This window comes from Halomonas garicola (assembly GCF_055382465.1).
On the sequence record NZ_AP043931.1, the window covers coordinates 2,473,232 to 2,493,353 of the forward strand.

At 66.0% G+C, this 20,122-nt stretch carries 19 protein-coding genes; 15 read left to right on the forward strand and 4 right to left on the reverse strand.

Translation table 11 applies throughout. The annotated features are described in order from the left end of the window. Nucleotides 1-40 precede the first annotated feature (40 nt). Nucleotides 41-895, forward strand: a complete 855-nt coding sequence (locus tag ACZ46Y_RS11905) for an acyl-CoA thioesterase II (protein WP_311952295.1) — start codon at nt 41-43, stop codon at nt 893-895. Between the two features lie 71 nt (nt 896-966). Here ACZ46Y_RS11905 and ACZ46Y_RS11910 read toward each other — a convergent pair whose 3' ends face one another. Beyond that, nucleotides 967-2,238: a malic enzyme-like NAD(P)-binding protein gene (locus tag ACZ46Y_RS11910; RefSeq protein WP_311952297.1), complete on the reverse strand. Its 1,272-nt coding sequence runs from the start codon at nt 2,236-2,238 to the stop codon at nt 967-969. Between the two features lie 406 nt (nt 2,239-2,644). Then, on the reverse strand, nt 2,645-2,860 hold the full coding sequence (rpmE, locus tag ACZ46Y_RS11915; RefSeq protein WP_311952299.1) for a 50S ribosomal protein L31: 216 nt from the start codon (nt 2,858-2,860) through the stop codon (nt 2,645-2,647). A 158-nt stretch (nt 2,861-3,018) separates the two neighbouring features. Here rpmE and ACZ46Y_RS11920 point away from each other — a divergent pair, with 158 nt between their 5' ends. From ACZ46Y_RS11920 to tatC, 13 genes are all read left to right on the forward strand, one after another. Then, nucleotides 3,019-5,250 (forward strand): primosomal protein N', encoded by a 2,232-nt coding sequence (locus tag ACZ46Y_RS11920; protein ID WP_311952302.1) that lies wholly within the window; start codon nt 3,019-3,021, stop codon nt 5,248-5,250. A gap of 128 nt (nt 5,251-5,378) precedes the next feature. Further along, nucleotides 5,379-7,064, forward strand: a complete 1,686-nt coding sequence (argS, locus tag ACZ46Y_RS11925; protein ID WP_311952304.1) for an arginine--tRNA ligase — start codon at nt 5,379-5,381, stop codon at nt 7,062-7,064. Between the two features lie 3 nt (nt 7,065-7,067). After that, nucleotides 7,068-7,754, forward strand: a complete 687-nt coding sequence (locus ACZ46Y_RS11930; RefSeq protein WP_311952308.1) for an SPOR domain-containing protein — start codon at nt 7,068-7,070, stop codon at nt 7,752-7,754. Nucleotides 7,755-7,894: 140 nt separating this feature from the next. Next, complete coding sequence (gene hslV / locus ACZ46Y_RS11935) at nt 7,895-8,413, forward strand: ATP-dependent protease subunit HslV (protein WP_311883098.1); 519 nt, start codon at nt 7,895-7,897, stop codon at nt 8,411-8,413. Between the two features lie 3 nt (nt 8,414-8,416). Continuing rightward, complete coding sequence (gene hslU, locus ACZ46Y_RS11940) at nt 8,417-9,739, forward strand: ATP-dependent protease ATPase subunit HslU (RefSeq protein ID WP_311952310.1); 1,323 nt, start codon at nt 8,417-8,419, stop codon at nt 9,737-9,739. Nucleotides 9,740-9,835: 96 nt separating this feature from the next. Then, entirely contained in the window at nt 9,836-10,219 is a 384-nt protein-coding gene (locus tag ACZ46Y_RS11945) for a gamma-butyrobetaine hydroxylase family protein (protein ID WP_311952312.1), read from the forward strand. A 150-nt stretch (nt 10,220-10,369) separates the two neighbouring features. After that, nucleotides 10,370-11,170 carry a bifunctional demethylmenaquinone methyltransferase/2-methoxy-6-polyprenyl-1,4-benzoquinol methylase UbiE gene (gene ubiE / locus ACZ46Y_RS11950; RefSeq protein ID WP_311952314.1) on the forward strand — a complete coding sequence of 267 codons (801 nt, stop codon included), beginning with the start codon at nt 10,370-10,372 and terminating at the stop codon, nt 11,168-11,170. Beyond that, a complete protein-coding gene (locus tag ACZ46Y_RS11955; protein WP_311952316.1) occupies nt 11,167-11,838 on the forward strand; it encodes a ubiquinone biosynthesis accessory factor UbiJ in 672 nt (223 codons plus the stop codon). The genes ubiE and ACZ46Y_RS11955 overlap by 4 nt, the downstream gene beginning before the upstream one ends. Beyond that, nucleotides 11,835-13,454 (forward strand): ubiquinone biosynthesis regulatory protein kinase UbiB, encoded by a 1,620-nt coding sequence (gene ubiB, locus ACZ46Y_RS11960; protein WP_311952320.1) that lies wholly within the window; start codon nt 11,835-11,837, stop codon nt 13,452-13,454. The genes ACZ46Y_RS11955 and ubiB overlap by 4 nt, the downstream gene beginning before the upstream one ends. Before the next feature lie 76 nt (nt 13,455-13,530). Further along, on the forward strand, nt 13,531-13,905 hold the full coding sequence (locus ACZ46Y_RS11965) for a phosphoribosyl-ATP diphosphatase (RefSeq protein ID WP_311952322.1): 375 nt from the start codon (nt 13,531-13,533) through the stop codon (nt 13,903-13,905). 59 nt (nt 13,906-13,964) lie between these two features. Next, on the forward strand, nt 13,965-14,234 hold the full coding sequence (gene tatA, locus ACZ46Y_RS11970; RefSeq protein WP_311952324.1) for a Sec-independent protein translocase subunit TatA: 270 nt from the start codon (nt 13,965-13,967) through the stop codon (nt 14,232-14,234). A gap of 3 nt (nt 14,235-14,237) precedes the next feature. Next, complete coding sequence (gene tatB, locus ACZ46Y_RS11975; protein WP_311952327.1) at nt 14,238-14,639, forward strand: Sec-independent protein translocase protein TatB; 402 nt, start codon at nt 14,238-14,240, stop codon at nt 14,637-14,639. Next, a complete protein-coding gene (tatC, locus tag ACZ46Y_RS11980) occupies nt 14,629-15,420 on the forward strand; it encodes a twin-arginine translocase subunit TatC (RefSeq protein ID WP_311952329.1) in 792 nt (263 codons plus the stop codon). Before tatB ends, tatC begins: the two co-directional genes overlap by 11 nt. A 22-nt stretch (nt 15,421-15,442) precedes the next feature. Here tatC and elbB read toward each other — a convergent pair whose 3' ends face one another. Then, the gene (gene elbB, locus ACZ46Y_RS11985) at nt 15,443-16,120 is read right to left on the reverse strand and encodes an isoprenoid biosynthesis glyoxalase ElbB (protein ID WP_311952331.1); all 678 of its coding nucleotides are present in this window, start codon (nt 16,118-16,120) and stop codon (nt 15,443-15,445) included. Between the two features lie 209 nt (nt 16,121-16,329). On the opposite strand from elbB, the gene hemB reads away from it, so the two are divergent. Beyond that, nucleotides 16,330-17,337 carry a porphobilinogen synthase gene (gene hemB, locus ACZ46Y_RS11990; protein ID WP_311952333.1) on the forward strand — a complete coding sequence of 336 codons (1,008 nt, stop codon included), beginning with the start codon at nt 16,330-16,332 and terminating at the stop codon, nt 17,335-17,337. A gap of 350 nt (nt 17,338-17,687) precedes the next feature. On the opposite strand, the gene metE is transcribed toward hemB, so the two are convergent. Next, nucleotides 17,688-20,015, reverse strand: coding sequence for a 5-methyltetrahydropteroyltriglutamate--homocysteine S-methyltransferase (gene metE / locus ACZ46Y_RS11995; protein ID WP_311952336.1), 2,328 nt, complete (start codon nt 20,013-20,015; stop codon nt 17,688-17,690). Between the last annotated feature and the right edge of the window lie 107 nt (nt 20,016-20,122).

Here is a 20,122-nt window from a genome sequence, read left to right on the forward strand (position 1 = left end):
AGTAAGCAGACTGTCGCATAATACCCCAAGGAGTTGCCCCATGAATCACACGCCTGCACCCGGCACCGATGCCCTCGGCCAGCTGGTGGCGCTGCTGGATCTTGAGCCGCTCGAAGAGACGCTGTTTCGCGGCCAGAGCCAGGATCTGGGCCTGCCCCAGCTTTACGGCGGCCAGGTGCTCGGCCAGGCGCTGGCCGCAGCGTCGCACACCGTGCCCGACGAGCGTCGCCCCCACTCCCAGCACGGCTATTTTTTGCGCCCGGGCGACTCCCACCGCCCGGTGGTCTACCAGGTCGACAAGGTGCGCGACGGCGGTAGTTTCACCACCCGACGGGTCACCGCGATCCAGAAAGGCCGGCCGATCTTTTTTTGCAGCGCCTCGTTCCAGATCTCGGAAAAAAGTCCGCTGACCCACCAGCGGCCGATGCCCGAGGTGCCGAGTCCCGAGGCGCTGCTGCAAAAAAGCAGCGCGGCCCGGCACGCGCAGACCCTGGGCCACCCGAGCCGATTTCTTCCGGTTCCCCGGCCGCCGGGCGAGACCCACCCCGCCAGGCGCTGCCTGTGGTTCCGCTTTGACGGCACGCTGCCGGACGCCCCGGCACTGCATCGTCATCTACTATCCTACGCGTCCGACTTCAACCTGCTGAGCACCGCCCTTGAGCCCCACGGCGTCAGCTTCAGCGACCCGGGGCTACAGATCGCCAGCCTCGACCACGCCCTCTGGCTGCACGCCGACGCTCGCGTGGACGAGTGGCTTTTGTACGTCCTCGAATCCCCCTGGAGCGGCAGCGCCCGGGGCCTCGCTCAGGGCCATATCTACCGCCGCGACGGCACGCTTGTGGCCTCAACCGCCCAGGAAGGCCTGACCCGGCTGCACACCACCGCCGAAAGCTAGGCACAAAAACGCCGGCGCCCGCACAAAAGGCGGGCGCCGGCGCTGGCGTCAAGCAGGCCTAGAAAGCCGGATTAGCCACCGTAAACGGCACTGATGGACGACAGCGGATAGTGCGCGGGGAACGGCTTGCGCGCCACCCCCGAGTCCACGGCGGCCTGGGCCACGGCGGAAGACACGCGATCGAGCAGACGAATGTCCACCGGCGTAGGGATAATGTATTCGCGACCGAAGGTCATCTCGTCGCGCTCGTAGGCGTCGAGCACTTCCTGGGGTACCGGCTCCCGGGCCAGGTCGGCAATGGCGTGAACCGCCGCCACCTTCATTTCTTCGTTGATCGCCGTGGCGCGCACGTCCAGCGCCCCGCGGAAGATGAACGGGAAGCCCAGCACGTTGTTGACCTGGTTGGGGTAGTCCGAACGGCCGGTGGCCATGATCACGTCCGGGCGGGCCGCGCGGGCGTCGTCGGGATGAATCTCCGGATCCGGGTTGGAGCAGGCAAAGACCACGGGCGTTTTTGCCATCTTGCCAAGCTGCTCCTTGGACAGCAGGTTGGGGCCGGACAGGCCGACGAAAACGTCAGCACCTTCGATGACGTCGTCCAGGGTGCGCTTGTCGGTCTCGTTGGCAAACTGCGCCTTGTAGTCGTTGAGGTTGTCGCGTCCGGTGTGAATCACGCCCTTGCTGTCGAGCATGAAGATGTTTTCCCGGCGCACGCCGCAGGCAATCAGCAGGTTCATGCAGGCAATGGCCGCCGACCCAGCGCCCAGGCAGACCACGCGGGCGTCTTCGAGCTTTTTGCCGGCGATGTTCAAAGCATTGAGCATGCCCGCCGCGGTGACGATCGCGGTGCCGTGCTGGTCGTCGTGGAAGACCGGAATATTGCAGCGTTTGATCAGCTCGCGCTCGATCTCAAAACATTCCGGCGCCTTGATGTCTTCCAGGTTGATGCCGCCCCAGGTATCGGCAATGTTGGCGACGGTATCGATGAACGTCTGGGCGTCTTCGGTATCCACTTCGATATCCACCGAGTTGACGCCGGCAAAGCGCTTGAACAACACGCCCTTGCCTTCCATGACCGGCTTGCTCGCCTGGGCGCCCAGGTTCCCAAGGCCGAGGATGGCGGTGCCGTTGGAGATGACGGCGACCAGGTTCCCCTTGCCGGTATAGCGGTAGGCGTTTTCCACATCCTTGGCGATCTCGCGCACCGGCTCTGCCACGCCGGGGCTGTAGGCCAGCGCCAGATCCCGCGCGGTGGCGGTCGGCTTGGTGAGCTCTACCGAAAGTTTTCCGGGAATCGGCTTGGCGTGGTAGTCCAGAGCCGCCTGCTTGAATGCATCCTTCATGGTCAGAGTCCAGTTCAGCATTGAAAATGGAAAAGCGTTTCAGCGTATAGAAAAAACCAAACCGCCTCAAATGTATCAGCCACCCCAAAAGAAAGGCTATTTTCCTTCTTTTCCGCGTTTCTTTCGCGGCTTTTCGCCGCAAAAAAGCGCCTTAAGGCCGGGAGCGTCGGTCGCCGCCGGCGCGCCTCTCGCTTGCTCAGAGCGATTTATGGAAAAGTATTCCACAAAACGGCGCCGAACGCATGTTCTCGCTCCCCAAGCATAGCGGATTTTATCGTCAATACGACAAATGGCATAGGTCAGTGCGCGACACGGGGCGGCCGGCGGCAGCCGTTTTCCTCGCCAACACAAAAAACCCACGCCGAAAGCGTGGGTTGTGTCTTTCCGGGCGGTGCCGGGGCGGCGTTTAGCCGCGCTTCATGGCGGCGCCGAAGCGCTTGTTGAAGCGCTCGACGCGCCCGCCGGTGGTCGCCTGCTTCTGCTTGCCGGTGTAGAAGGGGTGGCAGTTGGAGCAAACGTCCAGAGAAAAGTCATGGCCGGAGGTGGAGCCTACGGTAAAGCTCTCGCCGCAGGAGCAGGTCGCGGTGACCGTGTTGTAATCCGGATGGATACCTTGTTTCATCGTGAGCCTCACAAAGCTGTATGCCGCCACCTGATCGCCTGCCAGGCACCGCATACGGGTTGAAAAACGTGCTAACCGGTTAGCCGTTGCGCCGGACCTTGATCTCGTCGTAGCGCAAAGCGGTCGCGTATTCTAGCAAACTTGACGCCGGAGGCCAATTGCCCACTCCCGCCGTTTCGCCTGCGTCCATCCTGCGCGTGGCCCTGCCCTCGCCCCTGCGCCGGCTGTTCGACTACCTCCCCGCCGCCCGGGCGCCGGCCTGCGGCTGGCAGCCGGGGCTTCGCGTGCGCGTGCCTTTTGGCCACCGCGAAGTAGTAGGCGTGGTCATCGAGCTTGCCGACACAAGCGAGCTGCCCCGCCACAAGCTGCGCGCGGTGAGCGAGGCGCTGGACGATACCCCGCTGCCCGCGGACTGGCGGTGGCTGTGCCGCTTTGCCGCGCGCTACTACCAGCACAGCCTGGGCGACACCCTGCACCATGCCCTGCCCGCGCGGCTGCGCCAGGGCTTTCCCATGGCCGGGCGCACCCATACCCTGTGGCGCCGTCACCCCGACGCCCCCGAGGCGCCGGATTTCGGCCGCGCCACTCGCCAGGCCGAGCTGTGGGAACTGCTGGGGCAGCACCCCTACGGGCTACCCACCCGGGCGATTACCGCCCACGGCCTGACCCACGACGTGCTCAATCGGCTGCTGCACAAGGGGCTCCTCGAGCGCCGGGAAGTGGAAACGGCCGCCGCCGGTTCCGCCGGCGGCTCGCTGCTGGCGACGCCAGCGCTGCCGCTTAATCAAGAGCAGTCCGACGTGCTCGCCGCACTCCACGAAAGGCTCGCCGACTTTCATCCCTGCCTGCTCGAAGGCGTCACCGGCAGCGGCAAGACCGAGGTCTACCTGCAGCTCATCGAAGCGGTCGCCGCCAGGGGTCAGCAGGCGCTGGTGCTGGTGCCCGAAATAGGCCTCACGCCGCAGACGCTTTCGCGCTTTCGCCAGCGCTTCAACGCCCCGGTGCTGGCGCTGCATTCGGGGCTCACCGACGCCGAGCGTCTGGACGTCTGGGAGGCCGCCGCCAGCGGCCGAGCGCGGATCATCATCGGCACCCGCTCGGCGATCTTTACCCCGCTGGCAAATCCAGGAGCAATCATCGTTGACGAAGAGCACGACGGCTCCTACAAACAGCAGGACGGCCTGCGCTACCACGCTCGGGACCTGGCCGTCGCCCGGGCCCACTACCACGGCATTCCCGTAGTGCTGGGCAGCGCCACACCGTCGCTTGAGAGCCTGCACCAGGCCCTTGGCGGCCACTACCGCCACCTGCACCTGACCCAGCGCGCCAGCCGCCACCCGCCGGCCAGACTCGAACTCATCGACCTGCGCCACCGTCGCCGCCAGGGCGGGCTTCTGCCCGACGCCGTCAAGGCGGTCAAGGCCACCCTCGACGCCGGCAAGCAGGTGCTGGTGTTCATCAACCGCCGGGGCTTTGCGCCGACGCTAGCCTGTCACGCCTGCGGCTGGATGGCCGAATGCGGCCAGTGCGACGCGCGCATGACCCTGCACCGCGCCCCGCCGCTTCTCGCCTGCCACCACTGCGACAGCCGCCGGGGCCTGCCCGACGCCTGTCCCGACTGCCAGAGCGGCGACCTGCGAGCGCTGGGCAGCGGCACCGAGCGCAGCGAAGAAACGCTGCAGACGCTGTTCCCGGACACCGTCATCCACCGCATCGACCGCGACAGCACAAGGCGCAAGGACAGCTTCGAGCAGGCGCTCCGCGAGATCCAGCGCGGCGAGCCCTGCCTGCTGGTAGGCACCCAGATGCTGGCCAAGGGTCACCACCTACCCCACGTCACTCTCGTCGTGGTGGTCAACGCCGACGGCGGGCTTTACGCCGCGGACTTTCGCGCCATGGAGCACAACGCCCAGCTGCTCGAGCAGGTCGCCGGGCGTGCCGGGCGCGCCGCCGACCCGGGCCGCGTGCTGGTACAGACCCTGCACCCGGACGACCCGCACCTGACACTTCTCGCCGAGCGCGGCTACGGCGCGCTTGCCCGGGAGCTGCTGGAAGAGCGCCGCCTGGCCGGGCTTCCGCCCTGCGGTTTCATGGCGCTTTTGCGAGTAGAAAGCCCCCACGTAGATGCCGCGACCGCCCTTGCCCAAAGCGCCGCCGCCGCGCTCGGCGACTGGCTTACCCAGACCGATACTCGCGCCCGATGCCTGGGGCCGGTGCCCGCCCCCATGGAGCGGCGCCAGAACCGCTACCACCTGCACGTGATGATAAGCGCTGACCGGCGCAGCCGCCTGCATGCCGCCGCGAGCTTTCTTACCCAGTGGCTCGAGGCAAGCATTGAGGCCCGCCGAGTGCGCTGGTCGCTGGACATCGACCCCCAGACGCTGGCCTGAACGGCGCTTTGAAACTCGCCGCTAAATGCTGATAATGAGCGCCCAGACGCAAGCGCTCCATCGCCATACCAGCGGCGCGCCCCGACCGGCGCCCGCGCACGCCGCCACCGACGTACCCGGATACCCACATGAAAGACACCATCATTTCTCTGCTCGAAAGCGCGCTCGGCGCGCTCAAGCAACAGGGCGTGCTGCCTGACGACCTCCAGCCGGCGATCAAGGTTGATCAGACCCGAGACAAGGCCCACGGCGACTACGCCACCAACCTCGCGCTGGCCACCGCCAAGCCCGCCGGCATGAAGCCCCGGGAGCTAGCCGAGGCCATCATCGGCGAGCTCCCGGAAAACGACGCGGTGCAGAAAACGGAAATCGCCGGCCCCGGCTTCATCAATTTCTTCGCCGCCACCGACGCCGCCGCGCAAATCGTCGCCCAGGTGCTGGATTCGGGCGACGCCTTCGGCCGCAGCCTGATCGGCCAGGGCGAAAAGGTGCAGGTCGAGTTTGTCTCCGCCAACCCCACCGGCCCCCTGCACGTGGGCCACGGCCGCGGCGCGGCGATTGGCGACTGCCTGTGCCGGCTGCTCGAGGCAACCGGCTACGACGTCACCCGGGAGTTCTACTACAACGACGCCGGCGTGCAGATCCAAAACCTCGCCCGCTCGGTCCAGGCCCGGGTCAATAGGCTAACCCCGGACGACGCCAACTGGCCCGCGGACGGCTACCGCGGCGAGTACATTGCCAACGTGGCGCGCGACTACCTGGCCGGCCACACCGTGGTCGCCGACGACCGCGAGGTGACCGGTGCCGGCGACCCCGACGACCTCGCCGCCATCCAGGAATTCGCCGTGGCCTGGCTGCGCCGAGAGCAGGACCTTGACCTCAAGGCCTTCGGCGTCGAGTTTGACGTCTACTTCCTCGAATCTTCGCTTTACGAAAACGGCAAGGTCGAAGCCGCGGTCAACACGCTGGTCGACAACGGCCACACCTATGAGGAAGACGGCGCCACCTGGCTTCGCACCACCGATTTCGGCGACGATAAAGACCGCGTGATGCGCAAGCGCGACGGCAGCTACACCTACTTTCTGCCCGACGTCGCCTACCATCTGGATAAATGGCAGCGCGGCTTTACCACGGTAATCAACGAACAGGGCGCCGACCACCACTCCACCATCACCCGGGTGCGCGCCGGGCTCCAGGCGCTCGAGGCCGGCATCCCCCGGGGCTTTCCCGACTACGTGCTCCACCAGATGGTGATGGTCACCCGCTCCGGCGTCGAGGTGAAGCTTTCCAAGCGCGCCGGCAGCTACGTCACCGTGCGCGATCTGATCGACGAGGTTGGCCGCGACGCCACGCGCTTTTTCCTCGCCGCGCGCCGGGCGGACTCCCAGCTTACGTTCGACATCGACCTGGCCCGCTCCCAGTCCAACGACAACCCGGTGTACTACGTCCAGTACGCCCACGCCCGGGTGTGCAGCATGCTGCGCCGGGCCGAGGCCGACGATAAAGCCTTTGACCACGCCCAGGCGCTTGATCACCTGTCCCTGCTGGAAACCGACCAGGAAAAGGCCGTGCTCAACCGCCTGGCGCGCTACCCCGAAGCCGTGGAAAACGCCGCCAAAAACCGCGAACCCCAGCAAATTGCCCAGTACCTGCTGGACCTCGCCGGCGACTTCCACACCTGCTACAACGCCGTCAAGGTCATGGTGGACGACGATGCCACCCGCAACGCCCGGCTGGCGCTGGGGCTCGCCGCCCGCCAGACCCTGCGCAACGGGCTCGACCTGATGGGCGTCAGCGCACCCGAGGAGATGTAACCCATGGCCAAGCAGCGCAAGACGCCGCCCCGCCGGGGCGCCACCTCCCAGCGCAGGGCGCCGGCCAAAAAGCGCCGCCTGCACCTGCCGGGCTGGTTTTGGGCGCTTGGCGGGGTGATCGCCGGCTTTTTCTTCGCCCAGCACCTGAACGGCACCGCCCCCTGGCAAGAGGACGCCCCGCCCTCGGACGACATTGCCTCCGAGCAGCGCGACGGCAAGGGCGCCGAAGGAGAAAGTCAGGCCGAAGACGACGACGGCATGCCCACCTTCGAGTTCTACACCCTGCTGCCCGAGTCCGAGGTCATCGCCCCGGGCGGCGCGGTGCCGTCCCGGGTAACCCCGCCCGAGCCGTCGGCGTCGGACGACGAGGGCGGCGACCCCATTGCCCAGGTCATCGCCGCCAAGAGCCGCTCCGACGAAGAGCCCGCCGCCGACCGCGAGGCGCCCACCGAGCCCGGCCATTACATGCTGCAGGCGGCGTCGTTTCGCGAAGTGGCCGACGCCAACGAGCTGCGCTCGCGGCTGCAGAACCTGAGCCTTCTGGCCAAGATCAGCGAGGTCAAGGCCAGCGGCGTCACCTGGCACCGGGTCCAGGTCGGCCCCTACGAAGACACCCGGGAGCTGACCCGCGCCCGGGATCTGATGAGCACCCAGGGCATCGAGCCCCTGCTGATCCAGCTGCAGGACTGATCCGACCCCGCCCGGTTCTCCGGGCGACGGTTGATTTTTTCGCCCCCGCCCGCATTTTGTGGTGACGTGCTTCATTCCGGGTGCCGGCTTGACGGCATCGACAGTCACCGGGAGTTTTCCTCCCGCAAGGAGCTTTCTCCATGACCACTATCGTATCCGTGCGTCGCGGTGATCAGGTCGCGCTGGCCGGCGACGGCCAGGTATCGCTTGGCAACACCGTGATGAAAGGCAACGCCAGCAAGGTGCGTCGCCTCTATCGCGGCAAGGTGCTGGCCGGCTTTGCCGGCGGCACCGCCGATGCCTTCACGCTGTTCGAGCGCTTCGAGGCCCAGCTGGAAAAATATCAGGGACATTTGACCAAGGCCGCCGTGGAGCTGGCCAAGGACTGGCGCACCGAGCGCGCCCTGCGCCGGCTGGAAGCGCTTTTGGTGGTGGCCGATCACAGCACCTCGCTGGTTATTACCGGCAACGGCGACGTGGTCGAACCCGAGCACGGCGTGATCGCCGTGGGCTCCGGCGGCAACTTTGCCGAGGCCAGCGCCCGGGCGCTGTTGGAAAACACCGACCTTTCCGCCCGCGAGATCACCGAAAAGTCCCTGTCCATCGCCGGTGACATCTGCGTGTTCACCAACCACCACGTCACTATGGAAGAGCTTTAAGCCATGACTCAGATGACACCCCGCGAGATCGTCCACGCGCTGGACCAGTTCATCATCGGCCAGAAAGACGCCAAGCGCTCCGTGGCCATTGCCCTGCGCAACCGCTGGCGGCGCATGCAGCTCAACGACGAGCTGCGCCCGGAAGTCACGCCCAAGAACATTCTCATGATCGGCCCCACCGGCGTGGGCAAGACCGAGATCGCCCGGCGTCTGGCCAAGCTCGCCCGGGCGCCGTTCATCAAGGTGGAAGCCACCAAGTTTACCGAGGTGGGCTACGTCGGCCGGGACGTGGAGTCGATCATCCGCGACCTGATGGAGTCTTCCATCAAGATGGTTCGCGAGCAGGCCAAGGAAGAGGTCGGCAACCGCGCCGAAGATGCCGCCGAAGACCGCATCCTCGACGCCCTGCTGCCGCCGCCCCGGGGGCAGGAAGACAAGCCCCGGGAAGACAGCGGCACGCGCCAGTCGTTTCGCAAGAAGCTCCGCGAAGGCCAGCTCGACGACAAGGAAATCGACATCGAGCTTTCCGCCCAGGGCCAGAACGTCGACATCATGACCCCGCCGGGCATGGAAGAAATGACCAGCCAGCTGCAGAACATGTTTTCCAACATGGGCCAGCAGAAAAGCGAAACTCGCCGCGTCACGGTCAAGGACGCCTTCGGCCTGCTGCGCGATGAAGAAGCCGGCAAGCTGGTCAACGAAGACGACATCAAGACCCGCGCCATCGAGGCCGTCGAAGAGCACGGCATCGTGTTTCTCGACGAGATCGACAAGGTGGCCAAGGGCAGCGGCCAGTCAAGCGGCGGCGACGTCTCACGCGAAGGCGTGCAGCGCGACCTGCTGCCGTTGATCGAAGGTTCGACGGTGTCCACCAAGCACGGCATGGTCAGAACCGACCACATCCTGTTCATCGCCTCCGGGGCGTTCCACCTGTCGCGCCCGTCGGATTTGATCCCCGAGCTTCAGGGCCGCCTGCCCATCCGCGTGGAGCTGGACGCCCTCACGCCCGAGGACTTCAAGCGCATCCTCACCGAGCCCTCGGCCTCGCTCACCGCCCAGTACAAGGCGCTGCTGGCGACCGAAGGCCTTGACGTGGAGTTCACCCAGGACGGTATCGAGCGCATCGCCCAGATTTCCTGGCAGGTCAACGAAGGCACCGAGAACATCGGCGCGCGCCGGCTGCACACGGTGATGGAGCGCCTGCTCGAAGAGGCTTCGTTCAAGGGCGGCGACATGGACGGCCCGCTGACCATTGACGCCGACTACGTCAACGCCCAGCTGGGCGAGCTTGCCGTGGATGAAGACCTCTCGCGGTACATTCTCTAGCGCCGCCTGCCCTTCCCCGCGTCCCGCCCCTCCCTTGCCCCGCGCATCAAGCGCGGGGCATCATGTTTCGGGCCACTGCATGCAAGAGGTAAGCTTATGACCCCCCCCGTTCCCGTTAACGTTCACTACCACAAGAAAGCCCGCCAGCTGGAGCTTGCCTACCGCGGCGGCGAGACCTACCGCGTGGCCGTGGAGCTACTGCGCGTCTGCTCTCCGTCCGCCGAGGTGCGCGGCCACAGCAACGAAGAGGCCGTGTTGCAGGTGGGCAAGAAAGACGTCGGCCTCCAGGACATCAGCCCGGTGGGCAACTACGCCCTCAAGCTGCACTTCGACGACGGCCACGAAAGCGGGCTTTACACCTGGGAATACCTTTACGACCTGGCCAGCCGCCAGGACGCCTGGTGGGAAGACTACCTCACCCGGATGCACGAAGCCGGCGCGTCGCGCACGCCGCTGGGCATCGAAATCAAGCAGGTATAGCGCCTCCTGGCGCCAGGGCCTCGCCGGCTGGTGCCCGAGGGGCGCAGACAAGCCGGGGCGGACAAGGCTACAATGTCGCCAGCTTCTTCTGCGACGGCCTCCTTTCCAGGAATCCGGCCGCCTTACCGTCTCGACTTCCGGAGCCACCTCATGAGCCCCACGGAAACGCGCAACGCCGACGCCGACGCCGAGCATCCTCAGGGCGACCCCGCCCAGACCACGGATTTTGGCTACCAGGACGTCCCGCGCCATGAAAAAGCGTCAAAAGTCGCGGACGTCTTCCACTCGGTTGCCGACCGCTACGACGTCATGAACGACCTGATGTCCATGGGCATTCACCGCCTGTGGAAACGCCTGACCCTCGAGCGCTCGGGTGTGCGCCCCGGCCACCGGGTGCTGGATATCGCCGGCGGCACCGGGGATCTCACGCTCAAGTTCTCGCGTATGGTCGGCCCCCGGGGCCGGGTGGTGCTTGCCGACATCAACGCCTCGATGCTTAACGTCGGCCGCGACAAGCTCATCGACAGCGGCGTCGGCGGCAACGTCGACTACGTGCAGGCCAACGTCGAAAACCTGCCGTTTCCCGACAACCACTTCGACTGCATCACCATCGCCTTTGGCCTGCGCAACGTCACCGACAAGGACGCCGCCCTGCGCTCCATGCAGCGGGTGTTAAAGCCCGGCGGCCGCCTGTTGGTGCTCGAGTTCTCCAAGCCCCGCAGCGAGCTTTTGTCCAAAGCCTACGACGAATACTCCTTCCGCGTGCTGCCGCGAATGGGCCAGCTGGTGGCCGGCGACGCCGACAGCTACCGCTATCTCGCCGAGTCCATTCGCATGCATCCGGACCAGAAAACGCTCAAGGGCATGATGGAAGCCGCGGGCCTTGAGCGGGTGGAATACACCAACCTCACCGGCGGCATTGTGGCCCTGCACCGCGGAATCAAGCTATGACGCAGCCCTCCAACACGACGGCCACCTCGACGCTGATGCTCGCCGGCCTCGAGCGCGCCATCAACGCCCTCCTGGCCCGGGACCCGGCCACGCCTTCGCGCCTCGAGGCGCTGGCCGGCAGCCGCCTGCTCGTCCGCCTGGAGCAGCCACACCTGCCGCTGATGCTGCATTTCCACCGCGCCGGTATCGACCTGCTGCATGCCGGCGACGCCGCCGACAGCGAAGCCTTGGCCGACGCCGTGGTCGAGCTGACGCCGGAAACCCTCTCCCGGTGGGCCGGCGGCGAAAGCCTCGAGCGGCTGATGTTTTCCGGCCAGCTTTCCCTGCGCGGGCGCACCCACCTGCTGGAAGCCACCCGGGAGCTGTTCACCGATCTCGACATCGACTGGGAAGGCGAGCTTGCCCGGCTGCTCGGCGACATGCCCGCGCACTCGCTGGCCGAGGGGCTTCGCCGGGTCGCCCGCTTTGGCCTGCGCGCCCGGGACGAGCTGCTCGCCGACGTCTCCGAATACGTCTTTGAAGAAGCCCGGCTGCTGCCCGGCCGCCAGCAGCGCGACGTGCTGCGCGACCACCTCACCGAGCTCGACGTCGCCACCGACCGGCTGGAAGCACGGCTGGCCCGACTGCACCGGCGGCTGCTGGCCCGGGAGCATGAGGTGTCGCCATGAGTTTGAGGCTGGTGCGCATCAGCTGGGTCATTGCCCGCCACCGGCTGGACACCCTAGTGCCGTTCGAGCGCCTGCCCTGGTGGTTCCGCGTCATGACGTGGTTCTCCCCGCTGCGGCTGCTGCCCGTCGGCTCGCGCAGCCGCGGCGAGCGCCTGCGCCTGGCGCTGGAGGCGCTGGGGCCGATTTTTGTCAAGTTCGGCCAGATGCTCTCCACCCGGCGCGACCTCTTGCCCGAAGACATCGCCGACGAGCTCAAGCGCCTTCAGGATCAGGTGCCGTCGTTTCCCGGCGACGCCGCCGCCGCGCGGGTGGAAAACGAGCTGGAAATGACCCTGGCCGAGGCCTTTGCCCACTTCGAGCGCGAACCGCTGGCCTCGGCCTCCATCGCCCAGGTGCACGCCGCCCGGCTGCACAGCGGTGAAGACGTGGTGGTCAAGATCATCCGCCCGGGGATCAACCGCGTGATGCGCCAGGACATGGGGCTCATGTATCAGGTGGCCAAACTGCTGGCGCTGGTGCCCGAAGCCCGGCGGCTGCGCCCGGTGGAGGTCATCCGCGACTACGAGGCGACGCTGTTCGACGAGCTCGACCTCTACAAGGAGGCCGCCAACACCTCCCAGCTCAAGCGCAACTTCAAGGACTCGCCGCTGATGTTTGTGCCCACCATCTACTGGGCCTTCACCCGGCGCAAGGTCATGGTCCAGGAGCGCATCCGCGGCGTGCCGGTGGCCGACACCGACACCCTGCTGGCCCGGGGCACCAACCTCAAGACGCTGGCCGAGCGCGGCGTAGAGATCTTTTTTACCCAGGTGTTTCGCGACAACTTCTTCCACGCCGACATGCACCCGGGCAACATCTTCGTCAACTGCGACGACGGCGAAAATCCCCAGTACATTGCCATCGACTGCGGCATCGTCGGCAGCCTCACCCGGGAAGACCAGGACTACCTGGCGCGCAACCTGCTGGCGTTTTTCCGCCAGGACTACTACGAAGTCGCTGCGCTGCACATCGAGTCCGGCTGGGTGGGCGAAGGCACCCGGGCCAACGAGTTTGCCGCCGCCATCCGCACCGTGTGCGAGCCGATTCTGGAAAAGCCCCTCAAGGACATCTCCTTCGGCCAGGTGCTGCTGGGGCTTTTCCAGACCGCCCGGCGCTTCAACATGGAAGTGCAGCCCCAGCTGGTGCTGCTGCAGAAAACCCTGCTCAATATCGAAGGGCTGGGCCGCCAGCTCTATCCCGATCTTGACCTCTGGAGCACGGCCAAGCCTTACCTCGAGCGCTGGATGAAAGAGCGCGCCGGCGCCCGGGGCCTGTGGGACTCGCTCAAACGCCAGGCGCCGGACCTTTCTACCCAGCTGCCGGAGCTGCCGGGACTTGCGCATCAGGCGCTGAGCCGCCTGGAGCACGGCGACCGTCAGCAGCAGCGACAAATTGACGCCGTCAGCGACATGCGCCGGCAGATGTCCCATCAGGGCAAGCGCCAGCACCGGCTCAGGCTGGGGCTTATTATTCTGGGTATTGCGCTTGCCTGGCAGCCGCTTTCCGGCTGGGCCGCGACGCAGGACTGGCCGGTACTGGTCGCCGGCGCCATCGGCCTTCTGCTGCTCGCGTGGTAGCTCGCACCGGCCCAGGCGATGCCGGCAAGTGCCTGCCGATCAAACACATACGCCACTTATCGACGGACAAGACGCCATGACCACCCGACCCACTGCTGCCGAACCTGCTGCCGGGGACGTGCTCGACGCGCTGGCCGAGGTGCTAAAAGCACGCCGCCACGCCGACGCCGACGACTCCTACGTCGCCGCCTTACACCACAAGGGGCTGAACAAGATACTCGAGAAGGTCGGCGAAGAAGCCACCGAGACCCTGCTTGCGGCCAAGGACGCGGGATACGAAAATGATGCGGCAAAGCGTCAGGCACTTGTCGCTGAAACCGCCGATCTGTGGTTTCATAGCCTTGTCATGCTCTCGCATCTAGGGCTCGATCATCGCCCGGTACTCGACGAGCTGGCACGCCGGTTCGGCGTCTCGGGGCACGCGGAAAAAGCCGCCCGCACGGGCGCATAGCCACGCCACATCTTGCCCTACTCAACGCAACCGGGGCATTCGTTAACGAGGACACGCATATGCTAGGCGGTATCAGTATTTGGCAGCTGCTCATTGTGCTGGGCATCATCATCCTGATTTTCGGCACCAAGAAGCTGCGTAACGTGGGCACCGATCTCGGCGGCGCCGTCAAGGGCTTCAAGAGTGCCATGCACGAGGAAGAGAAAAAATCCGACGACGACGCCGACAAGCCCCAGGGCAAGGTGAGCCACGAGTCCGATGAAACGGGCACTACCTACGACGTCGAGGCCCGGGAAAAAACCCCGGAAAACAGCGACGAGCGCAAATAAGCCATGCTGGACATCGGCTTTCTCGAACTCCTGATTATCGCCGTGGTCGGGCTTTTGGTGCTCGGCCCCGAGCGGCTGCCTCGGGCGGCCCGCACCACGGGCATGTGGGTGGGCAAGATCAAGCGCACGGTCGCGGGCATGCAGCGCGAGGTCAGCGCCCAGCTGGAGGCCGAAGACCTGCGCCAGAAGCTTGACGATCAGCAAAAAAAACTCGACGACAGCCTGAACAAGGCCAAGCAGGACGTGGAGAGCCTGGCCGATGCCCCCGGCAAACAGGCCCGGCAGGTAGAACGCCAGGCCAGCGACGCCTCGGCCCGGCTGGATGACGCCCTGGATACCCTGCGCGAAACGCCGCCTGAAGCGGGGCAGGACGGGAAAAAGGACGAGACATCACATGAGCGGTAGTTCGGACAAGCAAAAGACAGGCCGCCAGGGGGTAGGCGCCCAGGCGCCACTGATTGAGCACCTGATCGAGCTGCGCTCGCGGCTGATGCGGGCCGTCATTGCCATCGTGGTGATTTTTCTCGCGCTGTATCCGTTTGCCAACGGCATCTACAGCTTTGTCGCCGAGCCGCTGATGGCGCTGCTGCCCGAAGGCTCGCAGATGATCGCCACCGAGGTCGCCTCGCCGTTTCTCGCGCCGTTCAAGCTGACCCTGGTGGTGGCGGTCTTCATTGCCGTCCCCGTGGTGCTGCACCAGGCCTGGGCCTTTGTCGCCCCCGGCCTTTACGACAACGAAAAGACGCTCGCCATTCCGCTGCTGGTGTCGAGCGTCGGGCTGTTTTATGCTGGGGCGGCCTTTGCCTACTACGTGGTCTTCCCGCTGCTGTTCTCGTTCTTTACCCAGACCGGGCCAGATAACATCACGGTGATGACCGACATCAATCAGTACCTCAACTTCGTGCTGAAGCTGTTTTTTGCCTTCGGCGTGGCCTTCGAGATCCCCATCGCCACCTTTTTGCTGATACTTTCGGGCGCCACTACGGTGGCAAGCCTTGGCAGCAAGCGCCCCTACATTCTGCTCGGCTGCTTCGTGGTGGGCATGGTGCTCACCCCGCCGGACGTGGTCTCCCAGAGCCTGCTGGCCGTGCCCATGTACCTGCTGTATGAAATCGGCCTGCTGTTTGGCCGCCTGGTGGGCAATCGCCGGGCCCGGGAGCGGGCCGACGATTCCTCGGCCGGCTAAAGCGCCGGCCGTCGTGCCGGCGTCAGGACGCCGGCGTGCGCGCGTCGATCATCTCGCTCATGCGGTCCACCAGCTTGAATAGCCCCTCGGCGGCAACGCTCAGGCTGTCAGTCTGCATCAGCGCCGGCGTAGTCACCACCTGATGCTCGAAGTCCACGACAATATCGTCGGCTTCGCTTGAGCGGTGCAGCCCGCCCATGGAGCTGATGGCGCCGGCTACGCCTGGATTGCGCCCCACCGTTACCGAAATGCCGTCGCCCAGCAGGCGCGGCGCCAGCGCCGGGGCGATGCCGGTGAGGCCAACGGGCTTGCCCGTCGCGTAAAACCCGGCCAGCGTCTCGCCCAGCGCTTCAATCACCCGCATGCCGGCGCCTTCCCGGCGGAAGTCGGAAATGTTCTTCACCACGCCGTCGCCGCCGGGCAGAATCACCGCGTCGAATTCGCCGTCGTCGAGCGCCTCCAGCGGCTGAATGCCGCCCCGGGCAAGGCGGGCGGCCTCGTCGAGCACCCGGCGCGTAGCGCCTTCGTCCACGTCGCCGGTGCGGTGGTTGACCACCTCATGCTGGTCGATATCCGGGGCGAAAAAACGGTAGCCGATACCCTGCTGGTCCAGGCGCATCAGCAGCAGCGTGGTTTCGTGGGGGTCGGCGCCGTCAAGGGCACCGCAGCCGGTCAGAATGATCGCTATCTGTTTGTTCACGTTATTGTTCCTTTGGTTGCACCGCTTCATTGTGGCACGCCAAGGAGGAGGCGAATAGCACGGCCTTGTGTTCAGGCCCTGATGACCACTCTAGCCAGCCCGCCCTGCTGCCACAACGCCTTGCCGCCGCCCCGGGCGGCTTTAGCCCGCGTTTCCGGCTGATATAATACCGTCGGAAAGATTCATTCGCCTTACCGCTGGAGACTGCCTTGACTACGTTTACCCCGCGCCCCTTCCCCGCCACCCGCATGCGCCGTATGCGCCGGGACGACTTTTCCCGCCGGCTGATGCGCGAAAACGTGCTCACCCCGGCCGACCTTATTCTGCCGGTGTTTGTCATGGAGGGCGACAACCGGCGCGAAGCCGTGCCCTCCATGCCCGGCGTTGAGCGCCTGACGCTGGATCTGCTGATCGAGCAGGCCCGGGAGGCTCAGGCGCTGGGCATCCCCGCGCTGGCGCTGTTTCCGGTGATCGAGGCCGACGGCAAGACCGAGCACGCCGAAGAGGCCTACAATCCCGACGGCCTGATCCAGCGCAGCGTGCGCGGGCTGAAAGACGCCCTGCCGGAACTCGGCATCATCACCGACGTAGCGCTCGACCCCTACACCAGCCACGGCCAGGACGGCATCCTCGACGACACCGGCTACGTGCAGAACGAGCCCACCGTGGAGACGCTGATCAAGCAGGCGCTGTCTCACGCCGAAGCCGGCGCCGACGTCGTGGCCCCCTCTGACATGATGGACGGGCGCATCGGCGCGGTGCGCGATGTGCTCGAGGACAACGGCCTGGTCAACACCCGCATCATGGCCTACAGCGCCAAGTACGCCTCGAGCTACTACGGCCCCTTCCGCGACGCCATCGGCTCGGCGGGCAACCTCGGCCAGGCCGACAAGCGCACCTACCAGATGGATCCGGGCAACGATAACGAAGCGCTGCACGAAGTCGCCATGGACATCGCCGAGGGCGCCGATATGGTCATGGTCAAGCCGGGCATGCCGTACCTCGACGTAGTCCGCCGGGTGAAGGACGAGCTCGCCGTGCCGACGTTCGCCTACCAGGTCAGCGGCGAGTACGCCATGCACCGCGCCGCCTTCGACAACGGCTGGCTCGACGCCGACAAGGTGATCCTCGAGTCGCTTTTGTGCTTCAAGCGCGCCGGCGCCGACGGCATTCTCACCTACTTTGCGCTGGACGCCGCACGGCTTTTGACTAAATAACGCATCACTGCGTCAGCGCAGCGTCACGGATATAGCACTTCCTCTATGCGAGCGCAGCGTGGCTATCTCGGGGTATTCCTGCCATCGGCGCCGTAAGGAGATCGCCACGTCGCCTACGGCTCCTCGCGATGACAAGTAGCAGAAAGCGTGCACCACACCTCCGCGTCATGGCGAGCACCACACCCTCCACGTCATAGCGAGCGCAGCGTGGCTATCTCGGGGTGTTCCTGCTATCGGCGCCGTAAGGAGATCGCCACGTCGTTTACACCCGCTTTCTGGGTGCTGCGCTCCTCGCGGTGACCCAAGAACGTCGTGGCGAGCGCTCTCCCCTGCGTCATTGCGAATACTTCCTACACCGTGGCGGAGCCCTCTCTGCGGCTCGCCTCCGCGCGCTGGCGCAGGGTCCTGGCGGCCTTGACCATGTTGGCAAGGGCCGGCTCGACCTCTTCCCATCGCCGGGTTTTCAGCCCGCAGTCCGGGTTGACCCAGAGGCGCTCGGCGGGAATCCGCTCGGCGGCTTTCTCCATCAGCGTCACCATCCAGTCAATATCGGGCAGGTTGGGGCTGTGGATATCGTAAACCCCGGGGCCGATCTCGTTGGGATAGTCGAAGTCCTGGAAGGCGTCGAGCAGCTCCATGTCCGAACGCGAGGTTTCGATGGTGATCACGTCGGCATCCAGCGCGGCAATTGAGCCGATGATGTCGTTGAACTCCGAGTAGCACATGTGGGTGTGGATCTGGATGGCGTCGGCAACCCCCGACGAGCTCAGGCGGAAGCTCTCTACCGCCCAGTTGAGGTACGCCTGCCATTCGGCCCGGCGCAGCGGCAACCCTTCGCGCAGGGCCGGCTCGTCGATCTGGATCGCCTTGATGCCGGCGCGCTCCAGATCCACGACTTCGTCGCGCAGCGCCAGGGCAATCTGGCGGCAGGTGGTTTCCCGGGGCTGGTCGTCGCGCACGAACGACCACTGCAGAATCGTCACCGGGCCTGTGAGCATGCCCTTCATCGGCCTGTCCGTGAGCGACTGGGCGTACTCGCTCCAGCGCACGGTCATGGGGGCGGGGCGGGTGACGTCGCCAAAGATCACCGGCGGCTTCACGCAGCGCGAGCCGTAGCTTTGCACCCAGCCAAAGCGGGTGAAGGCAAAGCCGTCGAGCTGCTCGCCGAAGTATTCCACCATGTCGTTGCGCTCGGCTTCGCCGTGCACCAGCACGTCGATACCCAGCGCCTCCTGGCGCTCCACGGCGTAGGCGATCTCGGCGCGCATCCGCGCTTCGTACTCCTCGGTGCCGAGCTCGCCGCTCTTGTGCGCCCGGCGGTCGGCGCGGATACCTCCGGTCTGGGGGAAGGAGCCAATGGTAGTGGTCGGGTACAGCGGCAGCGAAAGCGCCTCGCGCTGGGCCTTGGCACGCGTGGCGTAAGGCTCGCCGCGCCGGCTGTCCTCGGGCGTGACCGCGCCAAGCCGTGTGGCGACGGCGGGCTGGTGAATCCGCGCGGATTCGCGCCGGGCGTCCAGCGCGCGGGTGGCGTCGGCCAGGCGCTGCTCGTCGTCGGCGGTGGCGCGCTGGTCGAGCAGCCGGGCAAGCGTTACCGTCTCGTCGAGCTTCTGGCGGGCAAAAGCCAGCCAGCTCTTGAGCTCGGCGTCGAGATCGGTTTCGGCGTTAACGTCCACCGGCACGTGCAAAAGCGAGCTGCTGGGCGCGAGCCAGAGGCGATCGCCCAGGCGCACTTTCAGCGCCTGCAGGCGCTCGCGCAGGGCGGCCAGGTCGGCCCGCCAGACGTTGCGTCCGTCGATCGCGCCGACGGAGAGTACCTGGTGCGGGCCGATGCGATCGACCACGTGGTCAAGCTCATCCGGCGCGCACACGGCGTCCACGTGGAGGCCGGCCACCGGCAGGCGCGCCGCCACCGCGAGGTTGTCGCCCAGGCCGCCAAAGTAGGTCGCCAGCAGAATCTTCACCGCGCTGGACTGCAGGCGGTTGTAGGCGCGCTCATAGGCCTGCTGCCATTCGGCGGGCAGGTCCTGCACCAGCGCCGGCTCGTTGAGCTGCACCCACGCCACGCCCTGGTCGGCAAGCCGGGTGAGGATTTGCGCATAGACGTCCAGCACGTCGTCGAGCAGCTCCAGACGATCGAACTCGGCGCCCTTTACCTTGCCCAGCCACAGCCAGGTCACTGGCCCGGTGAGCGCCACCTTGGGCGTAAAGCCTGCGGCCTGCGCCTCGGCGACTTCGTCGAACAGCCGCGTGCAGGCGAGGTTGAAGGACTGGTCAGCGTGCAGCTCGGGGACGAGATAGTGGTAGTTGGTATCGAAGTACTTGGTCATCTCGCAGGCGGCGGCGGGCTCGCCGCTGGGCGCCCGGCCCCGGGCCATGCGAAAGGCGGTGTCCAGGGTGACGCCGCCCTGCTCGACTTCGGCGGCGGCGTTGAAGCGCTCGGGCACCGCGCCTAGCAGGACAGAGACGTTGAGTACCTGGTCGTAAAAGGCGAAGTCGCCCACGCTGACCAGGTCCAGACCGGCATCGTGCTGGGCCTGCCAGTGCTCGGTGCGCAGGGTTTGGGCGGTTTGCTCCAGCGCCGCGAGGTCAATCTCGCCCTTCCAGTAGGCTTCGGTGGCCGTTTTCAGCTCACGCCGGGCGCCGATACGCGGGTAGCCCAGAATATGAGAAACTGTCATGCAATAGATCCTTTCAAACGAAGCGGACGGATGGCGCCATCCGGCTCAGGAAACGTGCTGACAGTTTGCGTACGGCATAAAACTGAATCAAACTAATCTTTTTAATA